Genomic DNA, 25,772 nt, shown 5'->3' on the forward strand with positions numbered 1-25,772 from the left:
CGCCCCGGAGAGCCGGGCGGCCACTCCTCGGAAGCCACTGAAGGCAGAGAACCATAAGCCACACCCGGCCCTCCCGGGCCGACCAACAACTTACGGAGAGCCATGTCCGAAGACCTCCGTCCCCGCACCGTCCAGCACTGCCACTGTCAGCCGCTGCACACCGTCTACGGGCTGGTGGCGCTGCTCGCCGGCTGCGGCATCCTGCTAGAGCAGCCCGTCATGTGGCTGTAGGTCGGCCCGCTCGGGACCCTTGTCGTCGAAACGCGCCAGCTCGCCCGGAGCCGGGCCTGTGCCGCCCATCGCAGGCGGGACGAGCGCAAGGCCGCCCCGGCTCGCGCCCGCTGGGTGTGGGGCGCTGCCGCGGCCGGTCTGGACGCCGCCCTGGTGGCGGGAGCCTTCGCTGTCTGCACCGTGCTGCTGCTTGGCCATGGTGACGCACTCGTCCTGCGCGGACGGGCGGTGGACTAGGCAGTTTCGTTTGGATCATCGGGCGGACCAGAGGAAGATGCCCGCGATGTGGAGCCCGGCGAGGTAGATGGTGGCGGTCTTCTCGTAGCGGGTGGCGATGCCGCGCCACTGCTTCAGGCGGTTGATGCACCGCTCGACGGTGTTGCGCTGCTTGTAGGTCTCACGGTCGAAGGCCAATGGCCTGCCGCCTCGACTGCCTCGACGAAGCCGGTGTCTGCGCTGGTCTGCGGGGACAGGGATCACGGCCCGGATGCCGCGCTTGCGCAGGTGCTCGCGGATCGTGCGGGATGAGTACGCCTTGTCGGCCAGGACCACGTCCGGCCTGGTGCGAGGCCGGCCTCGCCGACGGGGAACGCGCAGGCGGGCCATGATCTCGGTGAAGGCAGGTGCGTCACCGGCCTGGCCTGCGGTGAGAACGAACGCCAGCGGCCGGCAGCGGCCGTCGGCCGCGAGATGGATCTTCGTGGTCAGTCCGCCGCGGGACCGGCCGATGGCACGGTCGTCCGGCTCGCCGGCCGGGGCCCCTTTTTGCGGGCTCCGGCCGCGTGCTGGTGGGCCCGCACGATCGTGGAGTCGACCGAGACGGCCCAGTTGAGGTCCTCGTCCGCGTCGGCCTGGGCCACCAGGGCGGTGAAGACCCGCTCCCAGGTGCCGTCGACGGCCCACATCCGCAGCCGGTTGTAGACGCCTCGCCAGTTGCCGTACTTCTCCGGCAGGTGCACCCACTGCGTGCCGGTCTGGAACTTGTAGGCGATCGCGTCGATCACTTCACGGTGGTCCCGCCAGCGGCCACCCCGCTTCGGCGTCCGGTCCGGGAGCAACGGCTCGATCCGCGCCCACTGCGCATCAGTCAACGGCACACACGGACCAACGACCGGCTGATCTAAACGAAACTGCCTAGCTGGCCCTCGGTGCAGGGGCGGCGTTCGCCGGCGCGCATGCCCTCACTCACCGCATGTCCGCCCGAGCCTCGAAGTCGCCGCAGTCCGCGGCGTAGCAAGCCCTCCTGTCGCACCGTGCCGGGCGATCGCCCGGCACGCCCTTCGCCTCAAGTCCTCGGAGAGTCCGTCATTCTGCACTTCGACCCCGCCACTACGAGCGGCTCGGCCGTAGCGTCCCTGTTCCGCGTGTGGTGCTCCCTGCGCGATGCCAGTTGCGGGCACCGGCCGAACGCCGCGGAACTGGCCGGCGCCGTGGAGGAGATGTTCGCCGGCCTCGGCCTGGACCCGGCCAGCCCCCCTGCGCAGGTCGAGCCGACCAGCACGGGAGAGGTGTTCACGGTGTTCGGACTGCGATACGACCGCGCCGACGCGCTACTGGTCGCTGGTGTCATTCCGGGCGAGCACGCCGCGGCCTCTGTCGAAGTGGACGGCGACGAGCTCGACTTCTCCCGGTGGATCGACACCTTCCGCGCTGAGTCCAGGGAGGCGGCCGCCATGGCCGCGCGAGCGCAGGTCGAAAGCGGGGACTGCTGAGACGCCCCACACTGCGTGTTGCGTATTCATGCTCCAATGTGTAATGTGATTGCACGTCGGGTCCGGTGGCACCGCCCCAGACCTCGACCACTTCCCTTCCTTCCTCCAGACCAGGAGACGACTGTGCCCACCCGTGTCGTGACCCGCACCCCGGACCGCCGCGTGCCCAACCAGCGCGGCCTCCAGACCCGTCAGAAGCTGATGGAGGCGACGATCGAACTCCTCGCCACCCGGTCCTACCGCGACATCAAGGTGATGGACATCGCCCAGGCCGTGGGCACGTCGCCCGCGACGTTCTACCAGTACTTCCCCGACATCGAGGGCGTCGTCCTCGAAGCCTCCCGCCTCCTGGTCGAGGAGACGAACACGGCGCTCGACGGCTTCAAGGACGGCTCCTGGTCCTCGGACGGACTGTCCGGCGCCACCCGGCTCGTCGACGCCGTACTCGACGGCTGGAGCGATCACCTCCCGGTCATGCGCGTGCTGACCGCCGTCGCAGCCGAGCGGGACCCCCGCTTCGTCAAGGCGTACTTCGCGGCCACCAGGCCCGTCGTCCGGGCCCTGACGGCGGCCGCCCAGACGACCACGCCCAACGGCGAGGGCAAAGAACTGGTCCACGCCCTCGTTTCCGGCCTGACCGCCGCCGCCGGACACGAGAACGCCGGAAGCGTCCAGGGGCTGACCAAGCGCCAGCGGCGCCGAGGACTCGCCCGCCTAGTCCACGCCGCCGTGACCACCAACGCCGCCTAGAACCCACGCTCCACCGCCAGCCCGGCCGCAACCCAGGGGGAGTACCTTGATCCAGCCAGCCTCCCTTGCCATCGGCTTCGGCCTCGGCGTCCTCAGCGTCCTGATCCGCGCCCTTGCTCTGCGCATCCGGCCGCGCTGCCTCCCACTCCCCCCTCTCGGTCGCCTCGCCGAGCCCCGAACTCGCCACCGCCCTGTCTCTGGCCGTCGCCGAGCGGTACCCGAACCTCGGGGGTTCGACTACGCCACCGTCAGCGTCTTCGAACGCGACTCACCCGAGAAAACGGTGCACCTCTACCCCACGCGCGGCCCCCACCGGGGCGCCATACGCCTCGATCCCAGCGATCCAAGCAGCCCTGGCGGCAGGGCCGCCCGGCTGCTCGCCGAGATGAGCCTGCCTCACGTCGGCGTCGTGGTCATCCCGCTCGCCGCGCACTGAACCGGCTCTCGCCGCCCCGGAGCGCTCCGTGGCGGCGTCCGACCGGCCACCATGGCTGCCGGCCACTGCAGGCCGCCCCTTCCCATCACCGATCCGCGACCCGTCAGCGAGGAACCGTGACCATTCCGTCCCGCCAGATGTTCAAGTACGGAGGCTGGGTGTTCGACAGCGACCGGGCCATGCGCCTCCTGGAGGAGCACCCCCGCGCCGTCGAGCAGACCTCCGTAGCCGACTGGTCGGCCGCCTACCACCTGAGCCTGCTCAGGCCGGACTACGACGGCCCGTGCTGGTGCCCGATCTTCGGCCCGGACCAGTCCCACTTCAGCGTCGAACACGCCATGCGCACCGACCTTGACCAGCCGGTGATCATCGCCACCCTGGAGTTCGACAGCGGCCCGGCCCGTCTGCTGATCGACGGCGTGCACCGCATGTACCGGGCGATGGTCGAAGGCCGCCCGACGCTCCCCTCGCACGTCCTGAGCATCGCCGAGACCGCGACGATCCGCGTGCACTGACGCCACCCTCCTCCATCCCCGGGAGTCCCCTTGACCTCCATCGGCACCGCCCGTCACTTCCAGCCCCGCGGCACACCCGGCCACGTATGCCGCGACCACAACCGGGCGGTCCTGGCCCCCGCCGTCGCTGTCGAGGCCCTCCGCCAGGGCCTCGGGCCCGACCTGACCGGCGCCCAGCTCGACCGGTGCGCGGAGATCGCCGAGCGCAACCCGCTCTCCGACACCTCCCGCGCCGCCGTCCGTACCGCGCTGGAGCCCGCGCTGTCCGTGCGCAACTCCCCCGCGACCGTCCACCATCGGCTGTTCACCCTCCCAGCCGGGCACCCTCTGCGCGTCCGCGTCGGCGACACCGAGTACTTCCTCGTCCCCATCCCCATCACGCTGTGACCCGCCACCCGCACAGGCGGCGGACGGCCTGAAACAGACATCCCTCACCAACGCGTCCGGCCCCGGACGCGTTTTGGCATGATCCCCCTCGACCGAGATCCGGTACCTGACAAGGGGGAACCATGTCCATGTGCCTGCGCCACGCCCTTCCGACCGTGCTCCTGGCCGGCGCCGTCCTGGTCTCCGGCTGTGCCAGCTCCGACAGCGGCCCCAAGGCCGATAGCAAGCCGGCGAACAGCGCCCCGGGGGCCCGGCCTTCGCCCTCCACGGTGCTGCCGGACGGCATCGTGAAGCCGGGAATCGCGCAGCCGATCGGCGACGGGGCATGGACGGTGACGCTGCAGGGCTTCGAGCGACTGCCGGCCGACACCGTGCCCGGCGTGCTGGCCGGCTCGAGCGCGTTCACGGCGCGGGTGACCGTGGCCAACCAGCGCGCCCAGGTCGCGACCGCGCCGCGGACCGCCGTCACCGCCCGCTACGGCACCCTCGGGCGCACGGCTGCCGAGGCCACCGACGCCAGCAGAGCCTCCGCCGAGGACGAGCCGCAGCAGGTGCGCCCCAACGGGTCCCTCGACAGGGACCTGAAGCTGGTGCTTCCTGACCAGGCCGAGGGCCTGCCGGTCACGGTGACCGTGGAAGCGACCGAGGAGGGGCTGGCTGAGCCGGAGCTGCTGTTCTTCGAAGGCGCCCTGCCGGGTGGAACCGCCGCCTCCCCGGACCCGCAGGCACCGCAGGGCGCGCCAGCCGGGCAGTCGGTCACACTGCTGGGGCAGTGGAACGGCCACGTGCGCGTGGGCAAGGTGACGGTGCGCGGCGAGGGCGCCTCGCGCACCGGGAGCCTGGAGCTCAGCGTGGTCAACCGCTCCGGCGACCCGATGCCCGGCCTGGGCACCACCCTGCGGATCCTGACCGGCCAGGACCTGCACCTGGCCGCCACCGTCCGTCCGGTGTACGGGTACCGCGACGCCGCGATCGCCCCGTACCGCACTGCCACGCAGACCGTTTCCTTCCGCGTCCCGGAGACGGCCATCGGCGGCCCGGTGACGATCGAGGCAGTCGACGCGGGCGGCTCCAAGGTCACCTTCGAGGGCACGATCGGCTGAAGGAGCCGACAAAAGTTCGGGCGGAGTGTCACACCGGCGGCCTGTGCCACACCTGTAGCAGGTGAACGGTGCCTTCTCCGACCCGAACAGGACTCCCATACATGGCCCCTCGCCTCCTGTCCGCCGGCCTCCTCGCCGGCGCGCTCGCCGCCTCCGCCTGCGGCCCTCTCACCGTTCCCGGCTCCACCGCCCAAGCCGCACCAGCTCACGGCCAAGCCGCGGCCGGCGGCGGAACGGCGCTGGCCCAGCTGAACGACCTGACGGTCCGGGCGCAGATCCCCCTCGCCGGCTACAGCCGCGACGCCTTCGGACCGGCATGGAGCGATGCGGGCACGGTCGAGATGTCGGGGAATTCCTGTCCGACGCGTCAGGACGTCCTGGCCCGCGACCTGGACGAAGTCGTACGGGCCGGGGACGGCTGCACCGTCCTGTCCGGCGTTCTCCACGACCGGTACACGGGCCGGACGATCGACTTCAAGCGCGGCCCCCGCACGTCCATGGCCGTACAGATCGACCACATCGTCCCCTTGGCCTTGGGGTGGCGCTCGGGGGCCCGGGAGCTGACCGCCGAGCAGAGGCTGAACTACGCAAACGACCCCGAGAATTTGGTTGCGACCGGTGGTTCGACGAACGCCGGCAAGGGCGCCAAGGACGCCGCGGCGTGGATGCCCCCGCGGGCCGAGGCCCACTGCTGGTACGCGACCGCGCAGGTTCGCGTGAAGACCAAGTACCGCCTGTCGGTCACGCCGGTGGAGAAGGCGGCCCTGCGCACCGCGCTGGAATCCTGCCCGGCCGAGGAGGGCCCGCGATGAGGCCGGCCGCACAGCCGCTGCCCTTCGACGCGGACCGAGACCGGTGGACCCACGCCGTCCGGCTCCACCACGCCGTGCGCGCCGAGCTGGCCGGCAGGCTCTCGACCCCGGCCGCCGTTCGGGCCGCCCTGGAGGCGCTGCTGCTGATACGGGAGCGGACCCGGGGTGGGTGGCTGCGCTGGGATGTCTTCGGACCGCCCCCCGGGGGTGTGCTGCGCGAGGCGGGCGTCTTCGACCCGGGGCAGCACCGGCTGGGGCGCTGGGCGTGTCGGACCGTGTGGGGACGGCGTGCTCCCCAGCACATCTGGACGCTGGGAGGCCTCGAGCTTCCCCGCCCCCTCCCAGTCGGCCGGACCGCGCTGTTCACCGTGGCCGCCTTCGCCGCTCTGGGCCCGGCGACCTCCCTGCTGCCGGCGGCCATCGGTCTCCTCGCGGCCGGCGCGGTCGGGGTGGCCGCGGCCGCCGGGGTGCCGGCGGCCGTCCGGCGCCTCACCCGGCACTGCGTGCGCGTGGTCGAGTCGGATGAGGCGTACGCGGCGGTCTTCTTCCGGCTGCTGGCCGACGAGCAGCGCTTGCGCATGCTCGCCGAGCGCAGCGAGCGCTACGAGCTGGCGCGCGCGGCGGGTATGTTGCCGCGGCTGGTGTGGGACACGGCCGGGCTGGCGCCGCTGGCGGCGGATGACGTGGAAGCCCGTGAACTTCTTCTCGGATACGCCCAGTCACTCGCGCTCCTGGTCGACCAGGCCGTCGAAGTCGAGCGGCAAGAGGAAGCGGTGGAGTCGGCGATCCGCGACGACCACCCGGCCGCCGCGCCGGTCAGGCCCGCGCCGCCCGAAGGGCTGCTGCCCCAACATTTGCTGGATGAGGTGCGGCTGGAGCTGGAGGAGCTGGGAGAGGGACTGCGCCATGCCCGGGAAGTCCTGGGCGCGGCTCACGACGACGGAGCTCGGCATGCGACGAACGGAGAGAGCAATGAGTGAGCAGGAGCAGACCGGTCGAAGTGTCTCCTGGCGGAAGGCGAATCCCGAGGCCTACGCCGAGCTGAAGCGCACCTGGGGAGTGATCGGGCACAGCAGTGTCCTGATGGTGCTCAGCCTGAGCCTGATCGGTACGTCACTGACGCTGGGCTACCTGCACCGGCCGGGGCTGCTGGAGACTTCCGCGCGCCTGGGCGCCAGCGCGGCGGCAGTCGGCTGCGCAGCTGTCGGTCTGTGGCGGCTGGTCCGTGCCCTGTCCCGGTCGGTGAGGGCAGTCGTCCGCACGCGCCGGCGCGGCGCTGAGGGCAAGGCGCAGGGAGAGACCGTCGAGCAGGCCGTTGAGTCCGCCGCCACAGCGGCGGAGTCGTCCTGAACGGGAAGGGGATGTCGTGTTCCGGTTCGAGAGCTTCACGGTCGGGTTTGTCATCGGTGCTGTGGCCTGGTGCGTGCCGTACGTGCGTGGGCTGGGCCGGCGCGGGGTCATTCGAGGGCTCGCTCTCGGGCGTCGCAGATGGCCTCCCACTCGGCGAAGGTGGAGCACTGCTCGGCGGTGCGCGCGCGGCGGGCCCGATCCGCCTCCGCGAACGAGGCAAGGATCCTGTCACGGATAACGAAGCCGGGGGGATCGGGTTCCGCCGCGACGGGCGGTGACAGGCTGGTGAGGCGGGCGCGGATGTCGTCAATGGCCGCCAGGAAGGCCGCGTTGGGCGGGGCCCCACAAGGCGTGTCCTCGCCGGTGTCGGGTGCGGCAGGTACGCCCTGGGTGGCGGCCTCGTTCCAGCGGGCCATGATCACGCTGGCCGGTGAGGCCGGCCGCCGGGGCACGCGCCAGACCGAAAGGTCGGCGGCGATTTCGGCGGCGGAGAGGCCGCTGGTGATCCAGGGCCGCAGGGCGAAGGCGAGGCGGCGCAGGCTCTCGCCCTGGGTCCAGGGCACCCGGGGGCGCACCCAGGCGGCGATCGAGACGGCGTGCGCGGCCTGGCGGGGAGTGGCCCGGTAGGGCTCGGGTACTTCGTGTCGGCGGCGGGGGCGCGGTCGCGTCCCGCGGGGCGCGCTGGTGTTGTTGTTCTTCTCTCTCACCTCAGCTGTAGGACGTGGGTGGTTGGTCTTACAGGAAGGGGTGTCACGGCGGTAGCGGCGGTGGGACAGGCGGGCGCGTCGGCGGGCGTCGGCGATGGCCATCTCGCGTCCGTGATCGGTGAATCCGATGTGCCGGGCGTGGTAGCCGTGGCCGCTCACGCGGTGGCCGAGGGCGTCGTCCCAGGCAGGCGGGACGACGGCGGCGTAGATGGTGGCGGTGCCGGCCCATTCGCCGCTTCCGGCGGGACGGGTGTTGGTGCGGCTTCCGTGGACGGTCCAGACGAGGAGGCCGAGCTCGCGCAGGACGGCAATGTGCCGCTCGAGGGTGCGCCGGCTGATGCCGAGGCGGCGCCACATGGTGTCGCGGCAATAGGCGACGTGCCCCTCGGCGTTCAGTCGGGCGGCAAGGTCGCGTGCGACGCGCAGCGTGGTGTCACCGGCTTTAGGGTGCAGGCGCTGGGTGATGGCCCAGGTGGCAGCGCGCAGGAAGTCACCGCGCCGGGCGCGCCGGGACGCGGTGGTGCCGATCTCCTGGTCCGCGTGCTCACAGACCGGGGCGAATCGGTTGTTCGGGGATATTCGGTTTTGTCCGTGCGGAGGGCACGGCGGAGCGGCGGCTGCCTGGACCGGCGCGTGGGCATGCTGCATCATGGGCAGGGCACGCCCTCCTTTCGGGCATGCGCGAGCCCCTCTTCGGTGGGGCCGGGTTCTTCGGGAACCAAGGAGATCCGCCCTGGCAGGGGCGGTTTGCCCGGTCTTCGGACCGGGTTCTTCACCGGGTGGGCTGGACACTCACCCGGTGGTCGCAGAGGTGCGGCGGGCGGGCCGAGGTGCTGGACACACCGGGGCTTGTTGCCGCGGGGCAGCCCACGCGGGACTGCCTCCTGTCAGGTCATGCGTTCATCGGTCTCCAGGGTGGCGGGCGGTCGCGGTGGTCAGTGGCCCATGCAGGCGCCGCCGTCGACGGGCACCACGGCGCCGGTGATGTAGGCGGCCTGCCCGGAGGCGAGGAAGGCGACGGTCGCGGCGATCTCCTCGGCGCGGGCGAGGCGGCCGAGCGGGATCGGGGCCTTGAGGTTTTCGAGCTGGTCGTCGCTCAGCTGCTGGCTCATGGACGTCTCGGTGAGGCCGGGGGCGACCACGTTGAAGGTGATGCCACGGGAACCAAGTTCGCGGGCCATGGAGCGGGCGAAGCCGACGAGGCCGGCCTTGAAGGCGGCGTAGTTGGCTTGGCCGCTCTCGCCGCGCAGGGCGACGACGGAGGAGATGTACACCACGCGGCCCTTCTTCGCGCGGAGCATGCCGCGCGAGGCGCGCTTGGTGACACGGAAGGCGCCGGTGAGGTTGGTATCAACGACGGAGGTGAAGTCGTCCTCGCTCATGCGCATCAGGAGCTCGTCCTTGGTGATGCCCGCGTTCGGGACGAGGACCTCGACGGGGCCGTGCCGGTCCTCGACCTCCTTGAACGCGGCGTCGACCTGGGCGGTGTCGGTGATCTCGCAGCGGACGGCGAGCAGGCCCTCGGGGGGTTCGCCCGAGCGGTAGGTGACGGCGACGCGGTCGCCGGCCTCGGCGAGGTGACGGGCGATGGCGCGGCCTATGCCGCGGTTGCCGCCGGTGATCAGGACTGAACGGGACACGAGGTGGCGCCCTTCTCTGGTGCTTAGTGGGGGGGTGTAGTCAATCAACTGGCCCGGCGCGCGCCGGAACGCGTCAGCTGTCCGCTCATCGCCGCGGCCGCATCCATCACCGCGGTCACATACCGGGCGCGGGTGGCGGCCCGCTGCATGAGCGCGTCCTTGGCCAACAGGGCGACAGAGCCGGCGACGGCCGATCCGTACCAGATGGGCGCGGCGATCATGGTGCGCCCCAGAAGCGGGGACGGCCCGATGGCGTGACCTTCCTCACGGACGTACACGATGTCGATCTTGTGGTCACTGACGGAGCCGAGGCAGGCGAGGATCGCCAGACCGGCGGCGTCCGCTTCCAGTGGTGCCGACTCGAGGGATCGCAGAGCGATCTGAGGTGATGCGAGGACTTCATCAGCGTGTGGACCGTATGCGCGTTCTGCGCAGATTCTCATCGGAGTGCCGATCAGGTGCGGTCGGTAAACAAATGCGAGCTGACCAGTTCTCGACTGTAGTGTGACGATCTCGGCCCTTACGGCAGGGGAGGGCGGGCCGGCCTGGAGGGGCTGGTAAGGCGTCGAAGAGGGGGGACCGTGCAGCGCGTCAGTCAGCGCGTAGCAAGCACGCGGCCCACGCTGTTCGACGGCACCCTCCCGCATCAAGGCCTGCAGATACCGGTGAGCGGTGGGCGCGGGAAGCCTCGCGGACTCGGCGACCGAAGCCAGAGGATGTCCCCCCGGCCCGAGACGTATCAGTGCGCTTAGCACCGCCATGGTGCGTGCCACGGCGCCCGTGCGGTCAGGCTGGGTGGCAACGGGATGCAGCAACGCGAACTCCCCCTCGCGGTTGTGAGGACCTTCGCGTCTCCCACAACGCGGTTTCGATCCTGTGCGCGATTCTTCCCGGCCAAGATCCAGCTCACCAGGCTCTGAATTTTCCGGTCCTCGAATTTCAGGAGCGGGCACTTCCGGTATATCGCGGACCAGGGCGCCGATCTGATGGACGCGAACAAGGTGACCCATCAGCCTGCACCCCAGCCGCGAGGCTCGCCTGGTCGCCGAGGTTTCGAGGCGGCCGGTGCCGACCGCCGGAATGAGGAAATCGAGGACCAGCCCAATGCCACCCGTCACGGAAGCGGACGTCTCCGCGCGTACCTGCCCCCCGGGGTTCAGTTCGGGCCGTGAGCCACGTCAGGCAGCCGACCCACTAGTACGGCATCGGCGCCCGCTCCACCACTTTGCGGCCACCGCGGCACGGAGGCCGTGGAACGACGGGACACGCGCCCGCGCGCGTCATAGGGCACAGGTTCTCCCTGGGGTTCGCCTGTAGGACGGTCTGAGCCGACCGCTGCATGAGCCAAACGCAGCACGGCATGCTGCACCACGTCGATCTCTTGGTGCCGGATCTCGATCGCGCCGTGCTTTGTCACGCATGCCGCCATTCCATGTGGCCGGCTGGGTGTGGGGATCATCGAGAGTCGACCAGCCCGTACTCGATTCCGGTCACCCGCGGCTTGGCCGTCGGGTGCAGGACGGCGAGGCCTTCTCCTTCGAATTTGTCTGTGACGATGTCGCGCTTGCGGTCGTCGTACGCCGCTTCTTTGGGGCCGGGAGTGATGTCGAAGCTGCCCATGTACTGCGGCTTGAGCATCAGCTCGGAGGTGTGCGCGGTCGGGAAGACGGCGAGAACACCCCCGTTGTCGAGCTTCAGCGCGTAGACCTTCGGGTTCGTCGGCTTCTTGGCGAAGAACTTCTCGGTGGCGTAGCCCCGGAGGTCCTTGTCGACGCCGTCCGTGTGGACCTTGGTGGACTCCTTCGAGGAGTCGGTCGAGGCGAAGACCTTGCCGGCCGTCTTGCCGCCGGTTTCGAAGAAGTCCTCGTACGCCTCGCTGATCTGGTTCGGGGCGAGTGCCCCGATCTTCTGCGCAGGATCGGCGGGGAGGACGTAGCCGTGCTTGTCGACAGCGATCTTCGGCAGCCCTTCTTCCGAGTAGACCGTGTTCACCACCTTGTAGGAGCCGCCGACCTTGTCGAGGATCACCAGTGCGCTCGACCTCTTGGAATCGGAGCTGGGGCGTGCCTTGACGGCGAACCAGGTGGCGCCGCTGCTGGCAGCCGGGATGAGGAATTCGCGGTCCCGGTAGTAGAAGGGGGTCTCGTAGAACTTCTGGTCCTTCTTGGACATGGTATCCCACTGCGTGTAGTCGCCCTTGGACTCCTCATAGACCTGCCCGGCTTCGACGGTGCCCAGGAGCCGTGCGTCCTGCACGGTGTTGGCCTTGTTGTTGACCTTCTCGTAGTTGTCGAGCGCCGCTGCGGCCTCCTTCTTCGTCAGGAGCCCGCGCGGGGCAGCGCTGGCACTGGGCGTGGGGGTGGACGCGTCGGCGGCAGGGCCGTCCGTGTCCGCTGTGCAGGCGGTCAGAGCGAGGGCGCCGGTCACGCTGATGGCCAGGAGCGTGTGGCGGTGCAGGCGTCGCGGGGGGTGGCTGATCGATCGGGGCATGGGGGTGTTTCTCCTCCTGGAACGGTGATGGGCAGGGGCGGTCTGTCGGTCAGGCCGCTGGTCTGGGGTCGCCGCGTACTCCTGCGGCGAAGTCGCGGGCGGCTGCTGCCGCGGCGGCGGCGCTGTTGGTGGCGGTGTGCATGCGGCGGATGACGGCGGAGCCCACCACCACGGCGTCGGCGTAGGCGGATGCCTGCGCGGCCAGGGCCGGGGTGCTGATGCCGATGCCGACGGCCACGGGCAGACGGGTGGCCTCGCGCAGGCGGCGGACGAGGCGGGGCAGGTAGGGGCTGAGCGGGCCGGCCGCTCCGGTCAGGCCGGGGATGGCGGGGGCGTAGGCCATCCCGCTGCTGCTTCGGCCGATCGCGTGGAGGCGGGCTGCTGAGGCGTGGGCCGGGATGAGGGGGACGTTGTGCAGGCCCGCCGTTTCGGTGGCGTGCTGCCAGTGGGCGGCCGCGCGGTCGGGTAGGTCGGGGATGAGGACTCCCGCCCCGCCGGCGGCGGCGAACTGCTCGGCGAAGAGCCGGGGTCCGTAGGCCTTGACCGGGGCCCAGTACGTCATGGCCACCAGTGCGGCCGGTGACGAGGCGAGGTCGGCTGTAGTGGTGAACAGATCGGCCATGCGGAAGCCGCCCTCCAGCGCCTGGGCGGCCGCGTGCTGGACGGTCACGCCGTCGAGGTAGGCGTCCTCGGTGGGCACGCCCAGCTCCAGCACGTCGCTGTGCTCCGACATGGCGTGCAGGGCGTCCAAGCTCGCCGAGCGGCTGGGGTAGCCGACGGGGAGGTAGAGGCCGAGGGCGGCCCGGTGCTGGAGCCTGCTCTGCGTCAGGACCTGGTCGAGCCTGTAGGCGGGCCAGGACGGTGGGGTGGAGGTGAGCATGGGAGGCCTCTCGGGCGGCGGCTGGAAGGGCGGGCAGCAGGGGCGGCGGAGCCGTGTCACGGACGGGCGCCTTGGTAGAGGCCTTCGCGTTCCAGTGCTCGGATGACGCGGTAGTCCGTCTCCACGGCCTCGGGGTCCCTGCTGCTGAGCACGACCTCAGCACGGTCGGCGGTGGAGGGAAGGGGCCTGTCTGCCCGCAGGACGTCGTTGACCGCTTTCACGGTGGGTAGCTGGCGCACGATCCGGGCCAGCCAGGGGTTCACGCGGCCGTCTCCGCGTGCACGGAGGCGGACACGGACGACGTGGCGGAAGGGAGGAGCCGGGACAGGGGGCGGGACGGGCGCGGGCAACCAGGCCTCCAGAGCCCGGGTAATGCGGTCCTCTCCGGTGGCTGTGCGCAGGGCGTCGTCCGCTAGGGACGCGGGGGGTGGCGCCGCGAGAGCCGACAGCAGCAGCGGCCCACGTCCCTCGCTGTAGGCGACGCGGCACGTCGCCGGGCCGCAGACCACTTTGAGAACGTCCAGGACCCGCAGTACGTACATCGGCAGGGCGCGGGTGAGCAGGTGGCGGCGGTCCATCAGGTCGGTCCGGTCCAGCGCTCCGGCCGCGCTCCGGGAGCTCGTGGCGTCCGGGGCCGGTCACGCTGTTGATCGTGTACTCGCGTGGCGAGAGCCGCTCGGCGAGGACTAGGTGTGTGCTGCCGGAGTACCGAGCTGCCGCTCGGCGCATGGCGGGCCAGGCGGCGGCGATGTCCAGGTCGGTGGTGCAGTCGACGGCTGTGACGGGTGTTCCGGCCACCGCGGGCGCGAGGATGTAGCCGTCCAGTCTTTCGGCGTCGGCCCATCTGAGGGCCTGGCCGAGGCTGGTGACGCGAACTGCGCGGCGAGTGGGGACGCCTGCCTGTTCGAGGGCGGGGGACTGGGCGCCGAGGTCGTAGCGCAGTGGGGAGGAGGCGGGGTCCCCGGCCTGCAGGCCGAGGTGCCAGGCGATGCGCTCGGTGAGCTCGGCACCGACGGCGCTGCCGGGCAGGACGGCGGTGACGCCCAGCGCGCGCAGGGCTTTGACCGTGAGACGTGTGGACCCTCGGTGCTCCACGGATTGCGGGTACGGGCTGTCGGTGTCGGCGTGTAGGCCCAGCGGGCGGATGCGCGGTGCCAGGGTCACGGCGATGGGACGTACACCCCGGCGGGCGAGGGCTTTGGCGTACGGGCAGCCGGGAAGCGGGGCGACCACCGCGGCGGTGCCGGTGTCGGCGCGGGGCCGCGCGAGCACGAGCGCGGCGGACGGTATGGCCATGGGGCGGGGCTCCGGGGGGAGGTGTCGGGGTATCAGCGCGTGCAGACGGTGGTGTGCGCAGGGCTGGTGATCAGGATGTCCAGGTGGTCGGCCACCTCGTCGAGGAGGTCGCGGCAGGTGGCCGCCGACTCGGCGGTCACGACCCAGTGCGCGAGGCGGTCGGAGAGCGTGGCGTGCGGGGGAGCGGCCACCTGGCCGCCCGGCGTCTGGCCGATGACCGCGCGGTCGACGAACGGCAGGGCGCCGATGCCGCGAGGGAAGGCGATGTGCTCCAGGACGCCGGTCGTCTCGGGGTAGGCGAAGCGGATTCCGGCGGCGGCCCTCCTGGTGGGCTCCAGTTGCGGAGGCGTCCCGGTGGCCAGTGCGGCGGCGACCTGGGCGAGGTCGATGCCCAGGGCGTGGTGCACCAGCAGGGGCAGCAGGTCCCCGCCGAGGCGCCCGTTGACCTCAACAATGCGCGGCCCCGAGCGAGTGAGCATCACCTCGACGCACAGCACGGCGCAGGTCAGGCCCAGTGCGCGCACGGCGCCCTGGATGACACGGGCCAGTGCGTCGTCGGCCAGCAGAGGATCGTCGGCGGCCACGACGTGCCCGTACTCCTGCGTGGTACCGGCCGGCGCGGGGAGTTTGCGGGTGACGGCCAGGATGCGGGCCTCGCCGGATGCGAGGACCGCGGTCTCGACGCTGACCTCCCGGCCGTCGAGGAATTCCTCCACCAGGACGCCCGTGGGCCCGTACTGGTCCAGGCCCAGCACGGTCTCGTGGCTGGCACGCTCGAACGCGCCGAGGACTTCGGCGGCGGTGTCGGCGCGGACGACGCCCGCGCTCCCGGCCATCGAGCGTGGCTTGACCACGACCGGGTAGCCGATCGCTTCGGCGTGGGCCACGGCCTCGGCGGCGTCACCGGCCTCCAGGGCGCGGGCCGAGGGCACACGGTCGCGGTCGAGTAGCTGTCGGGTGACGACCTTGTCCCGGCACGCGGCCATGGAGTCCGCACTGCCCGCGGGCAGCCCCAGGTCCCGCGCGAGCACGGCACTGGTGACGACGTGGTGCTCCATGTACGTCATGACCCCGGAGACGTCATGGTCGGCGGCGAAGGCCTTCACGGCGGCCGATGTGCCGTGTACGTCGGTCAGGTCGGCCTCGATGTGAGCGGCCAGGTAGGGGCGGGCCCAGTCGGGAGCCGAGGCGTCGACCAGGACGACGCAGTGCGCGGCCGCGATCCGGGCGAGGACGAACTCCCGGTAGGGGGCGCCGTCGTGGCCGCCCGCTCCGAGCAGCAGAAGGAAGGGAGTAGTCACAGGGTTCTCCAGGTGGTGGAGGGTGTGTGTGAGTGGTGCAGCAGGAGGGAGAGCGGCAGGCAGGCGAGGGCGCCGAGGAGGCCGCACAGCGCGGTGGTGGCCGCGACGAGCCGGGGGCCGCCCTCGGCGAGGGACCAGCCCGCGATGACGGGAGCGCAGATCACGGCGGCCGCCAGTGTGGAGCCCCAGATCCCGGCGTAGAGGCCGCGGGCATGCGGCGGGGTGATCTGATCCAGGAGGTCGGTTGCGGCGACGAAGACGACGATCTCCCCGGGAATCCCGACGCATGCGGCGACGACGTACTGCATCGTGGACTCGGCGAGACCGGCGGAGCCGAGACCAGCACCCAGGATCAGGGAGCTGACGGCCAGCAGCGGGACCATCGACGTGCGCCGGGACGCTCTGCGGGCCAGCCACCGGTTGAGGGGGACGGACAGGACGAGGACCGTGCAGGCGCTGGCGACCTGCGTCCAGCCGTAGGCCGAGGCGGGCAGCCCGGCGTCGTCCATCAGCACGGGAAGGATGGAGAAGAGGCCGACTACGGGGATGAGGGCGGCGAGGCTGACCAGCCACAGCAGCCACAGCCGGGCGTCCGTCGCCGCGATCCGGTAGGAGGCACGCCCCTGGCTTCGAGCGCCCGCACCAGGTCGCACCGGGCGGTCGTGCGGCATGCAGGCCAGGACGGTCAGGGCGAAGGCCCCGCAGGCGGCGGCGTTGGTCCAGTACAGCGTGGCCAGTCCGGTGGTGCCGGACAGCAGACCGCCGGCGGCGCCCGTGGCCGCAGCCCCGACGTTGGTTCCGAAGTGCCTCCAGCCGCTGATGGAGGCGCGGGTGGCGTCGTCGGACACGGTGTCCGCCACCACGGCCGAGATGACGGGGCGCGGGGCGTCATAGACGGCCCCCGCCACGACGGCGGACACGGCGACCGCCGCAGGATGCGACAGCGCACCCAGCAGAGGCAGGACCATGGCCGACAGCAGCATGGAGCCCACGAGGACGGCGCGTCGGCCGACGGCATCCGCCAGCCGGCCGAGGACGATTTGCCCGATGAACCACCCGACGCCGAACGCGGCGAGGATCGTGCTGACGCTGCGGGTCGAAAGGGCGAGTTCACCCAGGCGGTAGGACAGGAAGGGGTAGGCGAAACCGGCGGCCCGAACGAGGCTGGCCCCGACCATCAGGACCCAGACGACGGCGGGAATCTGTCCTGGGCAGGGAGCAGGGGCAGGCGGCGGGGTGGCTGGTCTTGCAGCAGGCAGGTCTGTGGTGGGCACAAGTGCTCCAAGAGATGCGGAGGGCGTCGGGCTGAACAGCCCTCGTGCACCGGTCAGGTGGCAGGAACTGACCGGGGCTCGGTATGTCAGACCGGGGCGGACCAGGGCGGTATAGCGCCGCCGGTGCACCCACGCACCACGGAGGTGGCAACAACGAAGAGCGCGGCGCTAGCCGGCACCCCGAGTCGGACACTCACTCGCGCGATGAGCGCAGACCGGCGCCGGAATGAGAGCGCGTGACGTGGCGCGGGTGGCGAGCCTGGTCCACTGGCGGCAGGGCCATCAGGACGGCGCCGGCGGGTCCCACCGGAAGCGGAGCGCAAACACCCCACCGTCGCGAGAGGTCCTCGGCGCCAGCGTCTGCGAAGTCTGGCGGTGTGCTTGACGTGTGGGACACAGCAGCCTCCTTGCGAGGTGCTGGGCGCTCAAATACAGGTCGGTCGACCGCTTTATGGCTAGGCACCGTGTCGCGGCTGGCCTATTCTGTGCCCACGGCGTGGGCAAGACGCCGTAGAAGCACCCAGGGCTTGAGTTGGGTCTGGTGGTGCGTGTGGCTCTTCAGGAGTCTTCGAGGTGGTCGTTTCCCTGCGCCAACAGGGAGGCGGCCACCTCGATGTGTGGCCGTGAGGAACCCGTTCAGCCTGCGCCAACAGGAACAGGGGCTCACTCAAATGTGGTCGTAGAGGCTAGATCTGGCTGCATGCCAGGCGGTTCGGCGAGGGCTCAGAAACCATGCCAACTGCGGCACACGCTGCTGTGCGGCCGCGGTAGTACCTGCTGTGCGGGTGAACGCGCACCCATGCGCCGACTCTTCGTCGGGCCTGCGGCTGCCACACGCATTTGGTCATGGTTTCCGCACCCCTCCCCGTAGTAATGCCTGAAGTCATACCGGAAAGCCCGAACGCCCCGTTCTCTGCGCTAAACGTGACGATCCCATCGGCGGACGTGCCGCCTCCAGTAGCAGGATCTTGCAACGCCATGACCACCTGTGTCAACGATTCTTTCTGCCGACAGAAACGATCGTTTCCCTTCGGCGGGTTCTCGCATAGAGTACGGGTCCACCCATCACCGATGACTACTGGAGCGCATAGGTGGACATTCCTCTCTCCGCGACGCTGCGTCGCCTTGAGATGCAGATCCAAGAGCGCGGCCTGGACAGAGCCGTCGTCCTCAACGCGAAAGAACTCGCAGGCAAGACATCCCTGCCGGTCAGGACAGTCCGCACCCTGCTCCAGGGAAAAGCGGTGCGGGCGGAGAGCTTCAATGACCGGGTCCTGGCCCGTATCAAGAGCTTCGTCGCGTTTCACCTGGCCCAGACCCGCAAGTCGGAGACGGAGCTGATCGGGGAGGTTATGACCGCCCTCGGCCTTTCCCGCCCTTGGGCCCGCAGTGTGATCCGCGGCGAGAAGGTACCCAACGCCAGCACCCTTCACGAGCTGGCCGTCCACTTCCAGCTGGACGGCCACGAGACCTACTTCACCAGCGATGCCGAGGCCGCCCTGAACCGGGAACTCAGAAAGATCCTCCTGCGCTTCGAGTCGCCCGAGCGCGATCCGATCGAGGCCCTCATGGAGCAGTACGGAGTCAAGGCCACCGACATGCGGATGCACGGTCACGCCACCGGCATCACCAGCAAGGAACAGCTCGCTGCCCTGCTGGAAGGCGTCTTCAAGTCCGTGCTCCCGCCGAAGGGAGGGCAGGACCGGTGAGGAGCAGCAGGGAGATGAAGGATCTCGTCGCCGACCTGGGCAGGGAGGTCGCCCAGCGCATCCAGGTTCCGGCGGACGCCGAGGTCGTGATGGGCGAGTTCTGCCGGGTCATGAGCGAGCGACGCGGCAGGCCCGTCGACATGGCTATCCGCGAATTCCCGCCCGGTCTGCCCATCTCGGGCCTTCGTCTGCTGCTGGAGGAGCGGAGTGTGATCGTCCTGCCTGCCGGGATGGATCCCCAGGCGCAGTTGGTCATCCTCGGCCATGAGCTGTACCACGAGGAGCACAACCACTGCACGCACTCCGTGGGGCTCGGCGCAGCAGCCCGGGGTGCCGTCGACGGGTCGGACGAGTCCATACGCCGCGTCGCGGAGATGGTCATGTCCTCGGACGAGGTGCCAGCCGAAGCGCTGATCGCTGTGGCCGCCCGCTCCGTCGCCGACGAGGAATCAGACCGAACCACCGTCAAGCAGAGCGATGAAGTGCACGCTGAGACCTTCGGGTACTGGTTCGCCAGCGCGGTCCGGGGATGGGTCCGCGGCCGTCATGAGCAGCCCAAGGCAACCGCCGCAACGGTGGAGGGCCGTCTCACCCTCTCCCTGTCCCACCGGGGCGGTCGCGTCCTCTGATGACTGACCTCCACATTCCCTACATCATCCCCACCCTGGCGCTCTCGGCGGCACTGGCCCTGAGGCTGCCCACACTGTGGCGGGCCGGGCGGCGCGATCCTGACGTGCGCGCAACCGTGCTGCTCCTGCTGTGGGCCGCAGCGGTCCTGGTCGTGATCACGCCGGTCAACATCGACCGGCTGAACCGCTGGACGGGCATAGCGAACTTCTCCGCACCCTGGGCCTACAGCTTCCTCACCGCCTTCTGCGGCACCGCCCTGACCATGATCATTCGGTGGAGCGAGCCCCCCTCCGAACGGCGCCGCCGCCGCATGATCACGATCTACTGGGTCTACGCCGGCATCATCGTCGCTCTGTGGATCACCTTCCTGCTGGCCGACGTCCCCGAGCCGCGGATCTACGACCTGGACACCTACTACGCCAGCACGCCGTGGATGCGCGAGCACGTGCTGCTGTACGTCCTCGCGCACGCGGTCTCGGCGCTCGTTGCGGCGAGCATGCTGTGGCGCTGGTTCCCCGAGGTCAAACGGGGCTGGATCAAGGCGGGTGTCGTCTGTCTCCAGGCCGGATGGGCTCTGGCCTTGGGCTTCGACATCGCGAAGCTGACTGCGGTCATCGCCCGCTGGAGCGGCCACAACCTTGACGTGCTCAGCACCAGGGTGGCGCCGCCCTTCGCGATGATGGAAGCCATGCTCGTGGCGCTCGGCTTCACCATCCCCCAGGCTGGCCCCGCACTCCAGACCCGCTTGCGCAACGGCCGCGAGTACCGGCGTCTGGCCAACCTGTGGCGGACCGTGCGCGTCACCCGATCGTCCGCAGCCACCGCCCGGTTCGGCGTCTGGGCTCCCTTCGACCTGAAGCTGATGCAGCGCGAGCAGCGCATCCACGACGCCCTGCGGGTTCTGGCCCCCTACTTCGATCACGACGCCTACCAGCACCACTATGCACAGATCAGCGCGGAGCACGGCGAGACACGGCAGGCCCGCGGCCTGGCAGGCGCCCTCGCCGTCCAGCAAGCCGTTCAGGCCTTCACCGAGCAGAAGCCGCTCGAAGTCACCGACCAACCCCTGCTGATCGGTCCCGAGGTCACCAGCCACCTGGACGCCATCGGTGAGGCCTTGCACCGCCCCCATCTCCTCGACCGCCTCGTCCGCGGCGGCCGACCGGTACAGAGAGCGTGACCAGACATGCGTGACAGAGCCACCTCCAGCCGTCCGACGGCCATCGTCATCGGCGCCAGCGCCAGCGGTCTCTTCGCCGCGTCCGCCCTCGCCGAGCATGCCGACGTCACCGTGATCGAGCGGGACACGCTGCCGGCCGGACCCGAGGCACGCCGCGGGATACCCCAAGCACATCACGCGCACCTCGTATGGACCGGAGGCGTGAAGGCCTTCGATGACCTGCTCCCCGGCCTCGTGCAGGAACTCGTCGACGAAGGAGCCCGCCTCGTGCGCATCATGGGCGACATGGTGAGCCGGGCGCCCAACGAAATTTGGTTCCGCCGCTTCGACCAGCTCCCCCACCGCAACCTGGTGTGCTCCCGCCCCCTCCTCGACCACGTGCTGAGCACCCGCGTCCTCAAGGACCCCCGCATCACCCTCCGCGAGAACACCACCGTCCTCGGCGTCGAGGGCACACCGGAAGCGGTGACGGGCGTACGCCTCCAGAGCGCCCACGCGCAGGAGTCGCTCCAGGCCGACCTAGTCGTGGACGCCTCCGGTCGCGGAACCCGCGCGCCCCAGTGGCTGCACGCCCTGGGACTGCCGGACGTCGAGGTCCGCGAGGTGAACGCGGGAGTCGCGTACGCCTCACGGCTCTACCGGGCCCCGGAACGCGCACAGACGATGGCGTTCCCGCTGGTCAACGTCCAGGCCAACCCCGCTAACCCGCCCGGCCAGGGCGGCATCATCCTGCCCATCGAAGGCAACCGCTGGATCGTCACCCTCAGCGGCACACGCGGAGGCGAACCCACCGCCGACAACGACAAGTTCCTCGACCTCGCACTCGGCCTCGGAGACCCCGTCATCGGCGAGCTGCTCCGGCACGCGGAGCCCCTCACCGACGTCAAAACCTCCCGGGCCACCGCCAACGTCCGCCGCTACTACGAGAAGATGCGCCACTGGCCCGACGGCTTCGCCGCCCTGGGAGACGCCATCGCCGGGTACAACCCGGTCTACGGCCACGGCCTGACCGTCGCCGCCCAGTGCGCCGTCGCCGTCCGCAACGTCCTTCGCACCCACCCCATCACCGCCGCCGGCACCGCGAAGCGCCTGCAAAACGCTGCGGCGGGTCCGGTGGGCGCCGCATGGGACCTCGCCGTCGGGCAGGACGCTCTCTACCCCGGGGCCTCCGACTCACCGCCCACCACAGTCGAGAAGGCGTTGGCCCGATACGTCGACCGCTGCGTCGAGACCGGAGCCGGCAATCCCCGCGCTCTCGCAGCCCTCCTCGACGTCATGAGCCTCCTGGAGCCACCTACCCGGCTGTTCTCACCCGACATGGTCTGGCCGATGCTCTTCGGCCCCAAGAAGCCGCAGTTGACAGGCGCACCACTAACCCCGAAGGAACGCAACATCTGACCGAACTGACAGTCGCCGAGGGCAGGCAACGCTCGCGGCTGCGTCACCTCAGAAGTGACGACAGCGCAGGCCGAGACGGGGACAGAAACACGGGGAAGGGTGCAAAGATGAATCAGAGGGAGGCGTTGCAACAGCTGTTGCAACGGAAGCGCGGGCAAATAGACCCGGTCGAGCTCGGCTGGCCCAAGCGCAGCGGCCGGGGCCGCCGCTCCCGCGGACTGTCACAGGCGCAGGTTGCACAAGCGCTGTTCGTCACGGAAAAGACTTACGCCGAGTTCGAGCGCGGGAACACGCCCCAGCCGAACACCGAGTTCCTCGACAACGTGGCAAAGGTGCTCAACATGAGAGAGCGCGAACGGACCGCGCTCTACGTCTACGCGCTCGGCTACGAGCCTCCGTTCCCTACTGACCCGATGGCCGGGACGAACGTGGCCCCGGCGTGGCAGGTGGCGGTCAACCGGGTCTCCGGGCAGCCCTGTTACATCAACGACGTGGCCTGGAACGTGCTGGCCGCCAACGACGACTTCAAGCTCATGTTCCCCCGGCCAGAAGGAAGATCCCCCGAGTTGCCTGAACGCAACATGATTCGGTGGATGCTGCTGCGCGAGGACGCGCGCGAGCACCATCTGGTCAACTGGGACACGCGCTGGGCGCCGCAGGTTGCAGCCCAGCTGCGCACGGCGCTCGCCGCGCACCCCGACAATGCGGATCTCCGGCAGCTCGACAAGGAGGTCAACGACGACCCAGTGGCGGGGCCGATCTACCGAGACCACAGCCTCGCGTACATCCACCCGGACGGCGACGCGCGGCCGATGCGTCACGCCGGCTACCTGACCCCGCGCGGCACCGAGGACCACCGCACCAGGTGCTGTGACCGGCACGCGCCGTCCCAGTTGGGCACAGTCACCATGTGCGCCGCCCAGCCATTCGGCAGCCCGGGCGCCCGGTTCTTCCTCCTGCCATTCGTGCCACACATCTGACGCTGCCGCGCGGCGGCCCCGGCGGAGAGATTTCCTCCGGGTGACCACGGCACGCACAATGCATGCCCATGGCATCCACTGACCTGAAGCAGATCACGCCCGGCGTCTTCGCCTGGCAGCCCGGCCACGAGACAACATGGGGCCTGGCCAACTGCGGTCTCGTCGTCTCCAAGGGCGAGGCCCTCGTCATCGACACGCCCTACACACCCGCCCTGACCGACGCCTTCCTCACCGCGGTCCGCTCAGCCGCGGGCCCGGACGTCCATCTGGACCGGGTCGCCGTCACCCACGCCAACGGCGACCACACCTGGGGCCTTCAGCAACTCCCCGGCGCCGACGTCTACGCCACCCACGCCGCCCATGAGCACCAGTGCCTGGAGCCGAGACCGGAACAGCTGCAGGCCCTCATCCATGACACCGACCCCGGCCAGCCCCTCGGCTGGTACTTCCGTGAGCACTTCGGCAAGTTCGACTTCGCGGGCATTGAGGTTCTCCCGCCGACCACGACGTTCACCGGACGCCACGACCTCGAAGTCGGCGAGATATCCGCGGAGCTACTCGAAGTCGGCCCGGCCCACACCGTCGGAGACCTCATCGTCCATCTGCCCGAGCAGCGCCTTGTCTTCGCGGGCGACATCGTCTTCGCGGGAGACCACCCCTCCCACTGGGCCGGCCCACTGGAGCGCGTCGCCGCCGCCTGCGCACGGATCCTGGACCTCGCCCCCGACTGGATCGTCCCCGGCCACGGACCGCTCATGACCCCCGAAGACCTGCGCGGCTACATCTTCTACCTCGACGACCTCGCGGACCAGGCGTATGTGATGCACGGCCAGGGCCGGACGGCCGTCGATGCCGCACGCATCCTGATCAAGGAAGACCGCTACCCCGGCCTCGGCCTGCCCGAGCGGCTCGCCATCACCCTCAGCACGGAGTACCGCCACCTCAACCAGGACACCACCGCCCCGGACCTGCTGAAGCTGATGGACCACGCGGCAAGCATTGCCTGGGCCCGCTCAACGACCGGCCCTCTCGCACCCTGAACTCTTCACCTGACAGCCATGCACGGCGCGGATTTCGGCTGGTGAAACAGCGCGGCCCACTCCGTTCCGATCATTGGAATAGGAACCGCCCGCGTAACTCGGGGGCTTGCCCCCGAGCTCGCCCAAGCAGTCAACTACCGACGTCGGCGCGCCGTGTAAGCACGGGGGAGCGCCGCTCAGGCACCGAGGGCCCTCCCACGCCCGTTGACGTGCGCGGTCGAGCAGCACGCCGTTGCTGCACTCGATTCCGGATGCCGCCGCCGGCCCCCCGGCGGCGGCACTCGAAGCCGCTTCGCTCCAGGGAGAGTTCATGAGCCGCGCAGCCACTGTCTTGCCGGTCCCCGCCGCCGTCCCCGAGTTCCTCGGCCACCGCATCGAGGGCCTCCGCCACACCCTCCGCGCCGGCCGCCGTGAAGAGGCCCTGGCGGCCGCCCGGACCATCAGCGACGAGCTCGCCGAGAGCCACGGCCCCCTGCACAACTACACGCTCCACGCCCTCGAGCTCGTCGCCTTCTGCGCTCAGATCGCCGGATATCCGGCCATGGCCACCGACGTCTCGGTGTACACCGCAGCGGCCTGGCAGCGCCTTCTGGATGCCACACACCACCAAATCCGGCGGCAGGCCCGCAACGGTGCGGCCTCCTGGCTCACCGTCACCGACGCGCACGACGCCGTCCGGACCGGAACGGCCCTGCTGACGCTGCTGCAGTCGGTTTACGGCAAGAACCACCCCTCCACCCCGTTCGTAAACCGTCGGCTTAACGCCATTACCGGCGGCGACCAGGAGGCTGCCCGGAATGCTCTGCGGGCCACGGGGCCGGCCTTGCTGATCAAGCCGTGAAGTCCTTGGCCACAGCTTTTCCAAATCGCGCGCGCCAGAGGCATATACCGGAAGTGCTGCTACCGGAAAAACGGGGCCTGGCTGCCTCTGATCTTTCTGGCCAGAATCAGGCTCGGACTGATCACGTTGTGGGAGACGCGGCGTCCGTGACCGCGAGGGGGAAATCGCGTTGCGACATCTAGGAACTGGACTCGTGCCATCCGGGTCCGCGTCACTGCTACGGCCGGCCGACCTCTGGTCGGGAACCGGGTTGCTGACCGAGTCGACTATCCAGGCTTCGGTGCGAAGCGGCTCTGTTCACACGCTGGCACCTCGTCATCCGTGGCTCAACCGCGGCGCGAAGACCCCGCTGCGACTGGGAGCCAGGCGCTGGCCCCCAGCCGTGGCCGTAGGCTCGCCGGGTCCTGGCCTGGCGTGCATCTCCAGAGCCGACGAAGCGCGGTAGAGGACTCACCTCGCCGCGTTTTGTCCGCCCTGCGCGTCAGCGCCCGTACCCGACTCCTGAAGGGCATCTGCCGATGGCTTCGACGACCCACCACCGCACCCACGTCCTGCGACTCGCAGGTGCCGTCCTCACGTGCACCGTCGCCGTCGGCACTCTGGCCGGCTGCGGCTCCGACACACCCAAGAAGAAGACGGCCTCCTCGCCCTCGGCCACTGCCTCCTCGACGCCGTCCAACGATGCGGACCAGGCAGCGAAGGACAAGGTCCTCGCCGCGTACACGAACATGCGCGAGATCCAGATCAAGATGGCCGCGGACGGAGATCTGCACACCGAGGAACTGGCCAAGTACGCCAAAGGCGATGCCGCCACCGACCTCAAGAAGTCGGTCCTGCGCAACGAGTCGATGGGCATCAAGTTCACCGGCCGTCCGCAGATGAAGCCTCAGGTCACCGCCGTGAACACCAAGGGCAAGACCGCAACGGTCACCGACTGCTTCGACGCGACCAGATGGAAGCCCGTCTACAAGGACTCCGGCAAGGAGCTCAAGCTCGCCGAGCAGCGCCTGAAGTACCCCGTCACGTCCCAAGCCACGCTGGAGGGCGACACATGGTTCGTCACGAGGATCACGGCCGATCGCACACAGGGCTGCTGATCCGTTCTGCCCG

27 protein-coding genes and 1 pseudogene are annotated in these 25,772 nt (G+C 70.1%); 18 read left to right on the plus strand and 10 right to left on the minus strand.

Annotated features, from left to right (window positions below; genetic code table 11):
* Nucleotides 1-102: 102 nt before the first annotated feature.
* Nucleotides 103-231 carry a hypothetical protein gene (locus IG88_RS44920; protein ID WP_267884652.1) on the plus strand — a complete coding sequence of 43 codons (129 nt, stop codon included), beginning with the start codon at nt 103-105 and terminating at the stop codon, nt 229-231.
* A 252-nt stretch (nt 232-483) separates the two neighbouring features.
* Here the strand turns inward: IG88_RS44920 and IG88_RS40910 are convergent.
* A protein-coding gene (locus tag IG88_RS40910; RefSeq protein WP_420712076.1) for an IS5 family transposase occupies nt 484-1,328 on the minus strand; the annotation gives its coding sequence in 2 pieces (ribosomal slippage) (nt 484-969 and nt 972-1,328; 843 coding nt in all).
* 333 nt (nt 1,329-1,661) lie between these two features.
* On the opposite strand from IG88_RS40910, the gene IG88_RS0106960 reads away from it, so the two are divergent.
* From IG88_RS0106960 to IG88_RS38405, 9 genes are all read left to right on the plus strand, one after another.
* A complete protein-coding gene (locus tag IG88_RS0106960; RefSeq protein WP_031036138.1) occupies nt 1,662-1,943 on the plus strand; it encodes a hypothetical protein in 282 nt (93 codons plus the stop codon).
* Between the two features lie 123 nt (nt 1,944-2,066).
* A complete protein-coding gene (locus tag IG88_RS0106965; RefSeq protein WP_031036142.1) occupies nt 2,067-2,693 on the plus strand; it encodes a TetR/AcrR family transcriptional regulator in 627 nt (208 codons plus the stop codon).
* A gap of 283 nt (nt 2,694-2,976) precedes the next feature.
* On the plus strand, nt 2,977-3,129 hold the full coding sequence (locus IG88_RS43270) for a hypothetical protein (protein WP_158853793.1): 153 nt from the start codon (nt 2,977-2,979) through the stop codon (nt 3,127-3,129).
* A gap of 116 nt (nt 3,130-3,245) precedes the next feature.
* Nucleotides 3,246-3,644 carry a hypothetical protein gene (locus IG88_RS0106975; RefSeq protein WP_158853795.1) on the plus strand — a complete coding sequence of 133 codons (399 nt, stop codon included), beginning with the start codon at nt 3,246-3,248 and terminating at the stop codon, nt 3,642-3,644.
* A 30-nt stretch (nt 3,645-3,674) separates the two neighbouring features.
* Complete coding sequence (locus IG88_RS0106980; protein ID WP_031036147.1) at nt 3,675-4,031, plus strand: hypothetical protein; 357 nt, start codon at nt 3,675-3,677, stop codon at nt 4,029-4,031.
* Between the two features lie 122 nt (nt 4,032-4,153).
* Nucleotides 4,154-5,134 (plus strand): hypothetical protein, encoded by a 981-nt coding sequence (locus IG88_RS0106985; RefSeq protein ID WP_234332022.1) that lies wholly within the window; start codon nt 4,154-4,156, stop codon nt 5,132-5,134.
* A 101-nt stretch (nt 5,135-5,235) separates the two neighbouring features.
* Entirely contained in the window at nt 5,236-5,946 is a 711-nt protein-coding gene (locus IG88_RS0106990) for an HNH endonuclease family protein (RefSeq protein ID WP_031036153.1), read from the plus strand.
* A complete protein-coding gene (locus tag IG88_RS44140) occupies nt 5,943-6,926 on the plus strand; it encodes a hypothetical protein (RefSeq protein ID WP_051851791.1) in 984 nt (327 codons plus the stop codon). Before IG88_RS0106990 ends, IG88_RS44140 begins: the two co-directional genes overlap by 4 nt.
* Entirely contained in the window at nt 6,919-7,296 is a 378-nt protein-coding gene (locus IG88_RS38405) for a hypothetical protein (RefSeq protein WP_051851792.1), read from the plus strand. Before IG88_RS44140 ends, IG88_RS38405 begins: the two co-directional genes overlap by 8 nt.
* Before the next feature lie 107 nt (nt 7,297-7,403).
* Here the strand turns inward: IG88_RS38405 and IG88_RS40140 are convergent, their stop codons facing one another.
* The 9 genes and pseudogenes from IG88_RS40140 to IG88_RS0107040 form a co-directional block, all read right to left on the minus strand.
* A complete protein-coding gene (locus IG88_RS40140; protein ID WP_051851793.1) occupies nt 7,404-8,654 on the minus strand; it encodes a hypothetical protein in 1,251 nt (416 codons plus the stop codon).
* A 284-nt stretch (nt 8,655-8,938) separates the two neighbouring features.
* Nucleotides 8,939-9,643 carry a 3-oxoacyl-ACP reductase FabG gene (fabG, locus tag IG88_RS0107005; RefSeq protein ID WP_031036158.1) on the minus strand — a complete coding sequence of 235 codons (705 nt, stop codon included), beginning with the start codon at nt 9,641-9,643 and terminating at the stop codon, nt 8,939-8,941.
* Between the two features lie 44 nt (nt 9,644-9,687).
* On the minus strand, nt 9,688-10,086 hold the full coding sequence (locus tag IG88_RS44145) for a hypothetical protein (protein ID WP_234332072.1): 399 nt from the start codon (nt 10,084-10,086) through the stop codon (nt 9,688-9,690).
* Nucleotides 10,087-10,275: 189 nt separating this feature from the next.
* Nucleotides 10,276-10,653: pseudogene (locus IG88_RS45075) on the minus strand (helix-turn-helix domain-containing protein); the annotation flags it as partial.
* 445 nt (nt 10,654-11,098) lie between these two features.
* Nucleotides 11,099-12,133 carry a DUF3558 domain-containing protein gene (locus IG88_RS0107015; RefSeq protein ID WP_031036164.1) on the minus strand — a complete coding sequence of 345 codons (1,035 nt, stop codon included), beginning with the start codon at nt 12,131-12,133 and terminating at the stop codon, nt 11,099-11,101.
* Between the two features lie 49 nt (nt 12,134-12,182).
* Entirely contained in the window at nt 12,183-13,013 is an 831-nt protein-coding gene (gene trpA, locus IG88_RS0107020) for a tryptophan synthase subunit alpha (protein WP_031036167.1), read from the minus strand.
* Between the two features lie 56 nt (nt 13,014-13,069).
* Nucleotides 13,070-13,591: a hypothetical protein gene (locus IG88_RS42375; protein ID WP_031036170.1), complete on the minus strand. Its 522-nt coding sequence runs from the start codon at nt 13,589-13,591 to the stop codon at nt 13,070-13,072.
* A gap of 750 nt (nt 13,592-14,341) precedes the next feature.
* Nucleotides 14,342-15,610, minus strand: a complete 1,269-nt coding sequence (locus IG88_RS0107035; RefSeq protein ID WP_051851794.1) for an ATP-grasp domain-containing protein — start codon at nt 15,608-15,610, stop codon at nt 14,342-14,344.
* Nucleotides 15,607-16,788, minus strand: coding sequence for an MFS transporter (locus tag IG88_RS0107040; protein ID WP_078861420.1), 1,182 nt, complete (start codon nt 16,786-16,788; stop codon nt 15,607-15,609). The genes IG88_RS0107035 and IG88_RS0107040 overlap by 4 nt, the downstream gene beginning before the upstream one ends.
* 1,187 nt (nt 16,789-17,975) lie before the next feature.
* Between IG88_RS0107040 and IG88_RS0107045 the strand changes: the two genes are divergently transcribed.
* From IG88_RS0107045 to IG88_RS0107080, 8 genes are all read left to right on the plus strand, one after another.
* The gene (locus IG88_RS0107045) at nt 17,976-18,593 is read left to right on the plus strand and encodes a hypothetical protein (RefSeq protein WP_031036177.1); all 618 of its coding nucleotides are present in this window, start codon (nt 17,976-17,978) and stop codon (nt 18,591-18,593) included.
* A 14-nt stretch (nt 18,594-18,607) separates the two neighbouring features.
* The gene (locus IG88_RS0107050) at nt 18,608-19,222 is read left to right on the plus strand and encodes a hypothetical protein (protein WP_031036179.1); all 615 of its coding nucleotides are present in this window, start codon (nt 18,608-18,610) and stop codon (nt 19,220-19,222) included.
* Nucleotides 19,222-20,403, plus strand: a complete 1,182-nt coding sequence (locus tag IG88_RS38410) for an MAB_1171c family putative transporter (RefSeq protein WP_063760587.1) — start codon at nt 19,222-19,224, stop codon at nt 20,401-20,403. The genes IG88_RS0107050 and IG88_RS38410 overlap by 1 nt, the downstream gene beginning before the upstream one ends.
* A gap of 6 nt (nt 20,404-20,409) precedes the next feature.
* Nucleotides 20,410-21,801: an FAD-dependent monooxygenase gene (locus IG88_RS0107060; protein WP_031036181.1), complete on the plus strand. Its 1,392-nt coding sequence runs from the start codon at nt 20,410-20,412 to the stop codon at nt 21,799-21,801.
* A 107-nt stretch (nt 21,802-21,908) separates the two neighbouring features.
* On the plus strand, nt 21,909-22,781 hold the full coding sequence (locus tag IG88_RS0107065) for a helix-turn-helix domain-containing protein (protein ID WP_031036183.1): 873 nt from the start codon (nt 21,909-21,911) through the stop codon (nt 22,779-22,781).
* Between the two features lie 68 nt (nt 22,782-22,849).
* Complete coding sequence (locus tag IG88_RS0107070) at nt 22,850-23,821, plus strand: MBL fold metallo-hydrolase (protein WP_037835480.1); 972 nt, start codon at nt 22,850-22,852, stop codon at nt 23,819-23,821.
* A gap of 310 nt (nt 23,822-24,131) precedes the next feature.
* Nucleotides 24,132-24,662: a hypothetical protein gene (locus IG88_RS0107075; RefSeq protein WP_031036187.1), complete on the plus strand. Its 531-nt coding sequence runs from the start codon at nt 24,132-24,134 to the stop codon at nt 24,660-24,662.
* 518 nt (nt 24,663-25,180) lie between these two features.
* Nucleotides 25,181-25,759: a hypothetical protein gene (locus tag IG88_RS0107080; RefSeq protein WP_031036189.1), complete on the plus strand. Its 579-nt coding sequence runs from the start codon at nt 25,181-25,183 to the stop codon at nt 25,757-25,759.
* Nucleotides 25,760-25,772 lie beyond the last annotated feature (13 nt).

It is taken from the genome of Streptomyces sp. NRRL F-5650 (assembly GCF_000721365.1).
In the GTDB taxonomy this organism is placed as follows: Bacteria; Actinomycetota; Actinomycetes; order Streptomycetales; family Streptomycetaceae; genus Streptomyces; species Streptomyces ardesiacus.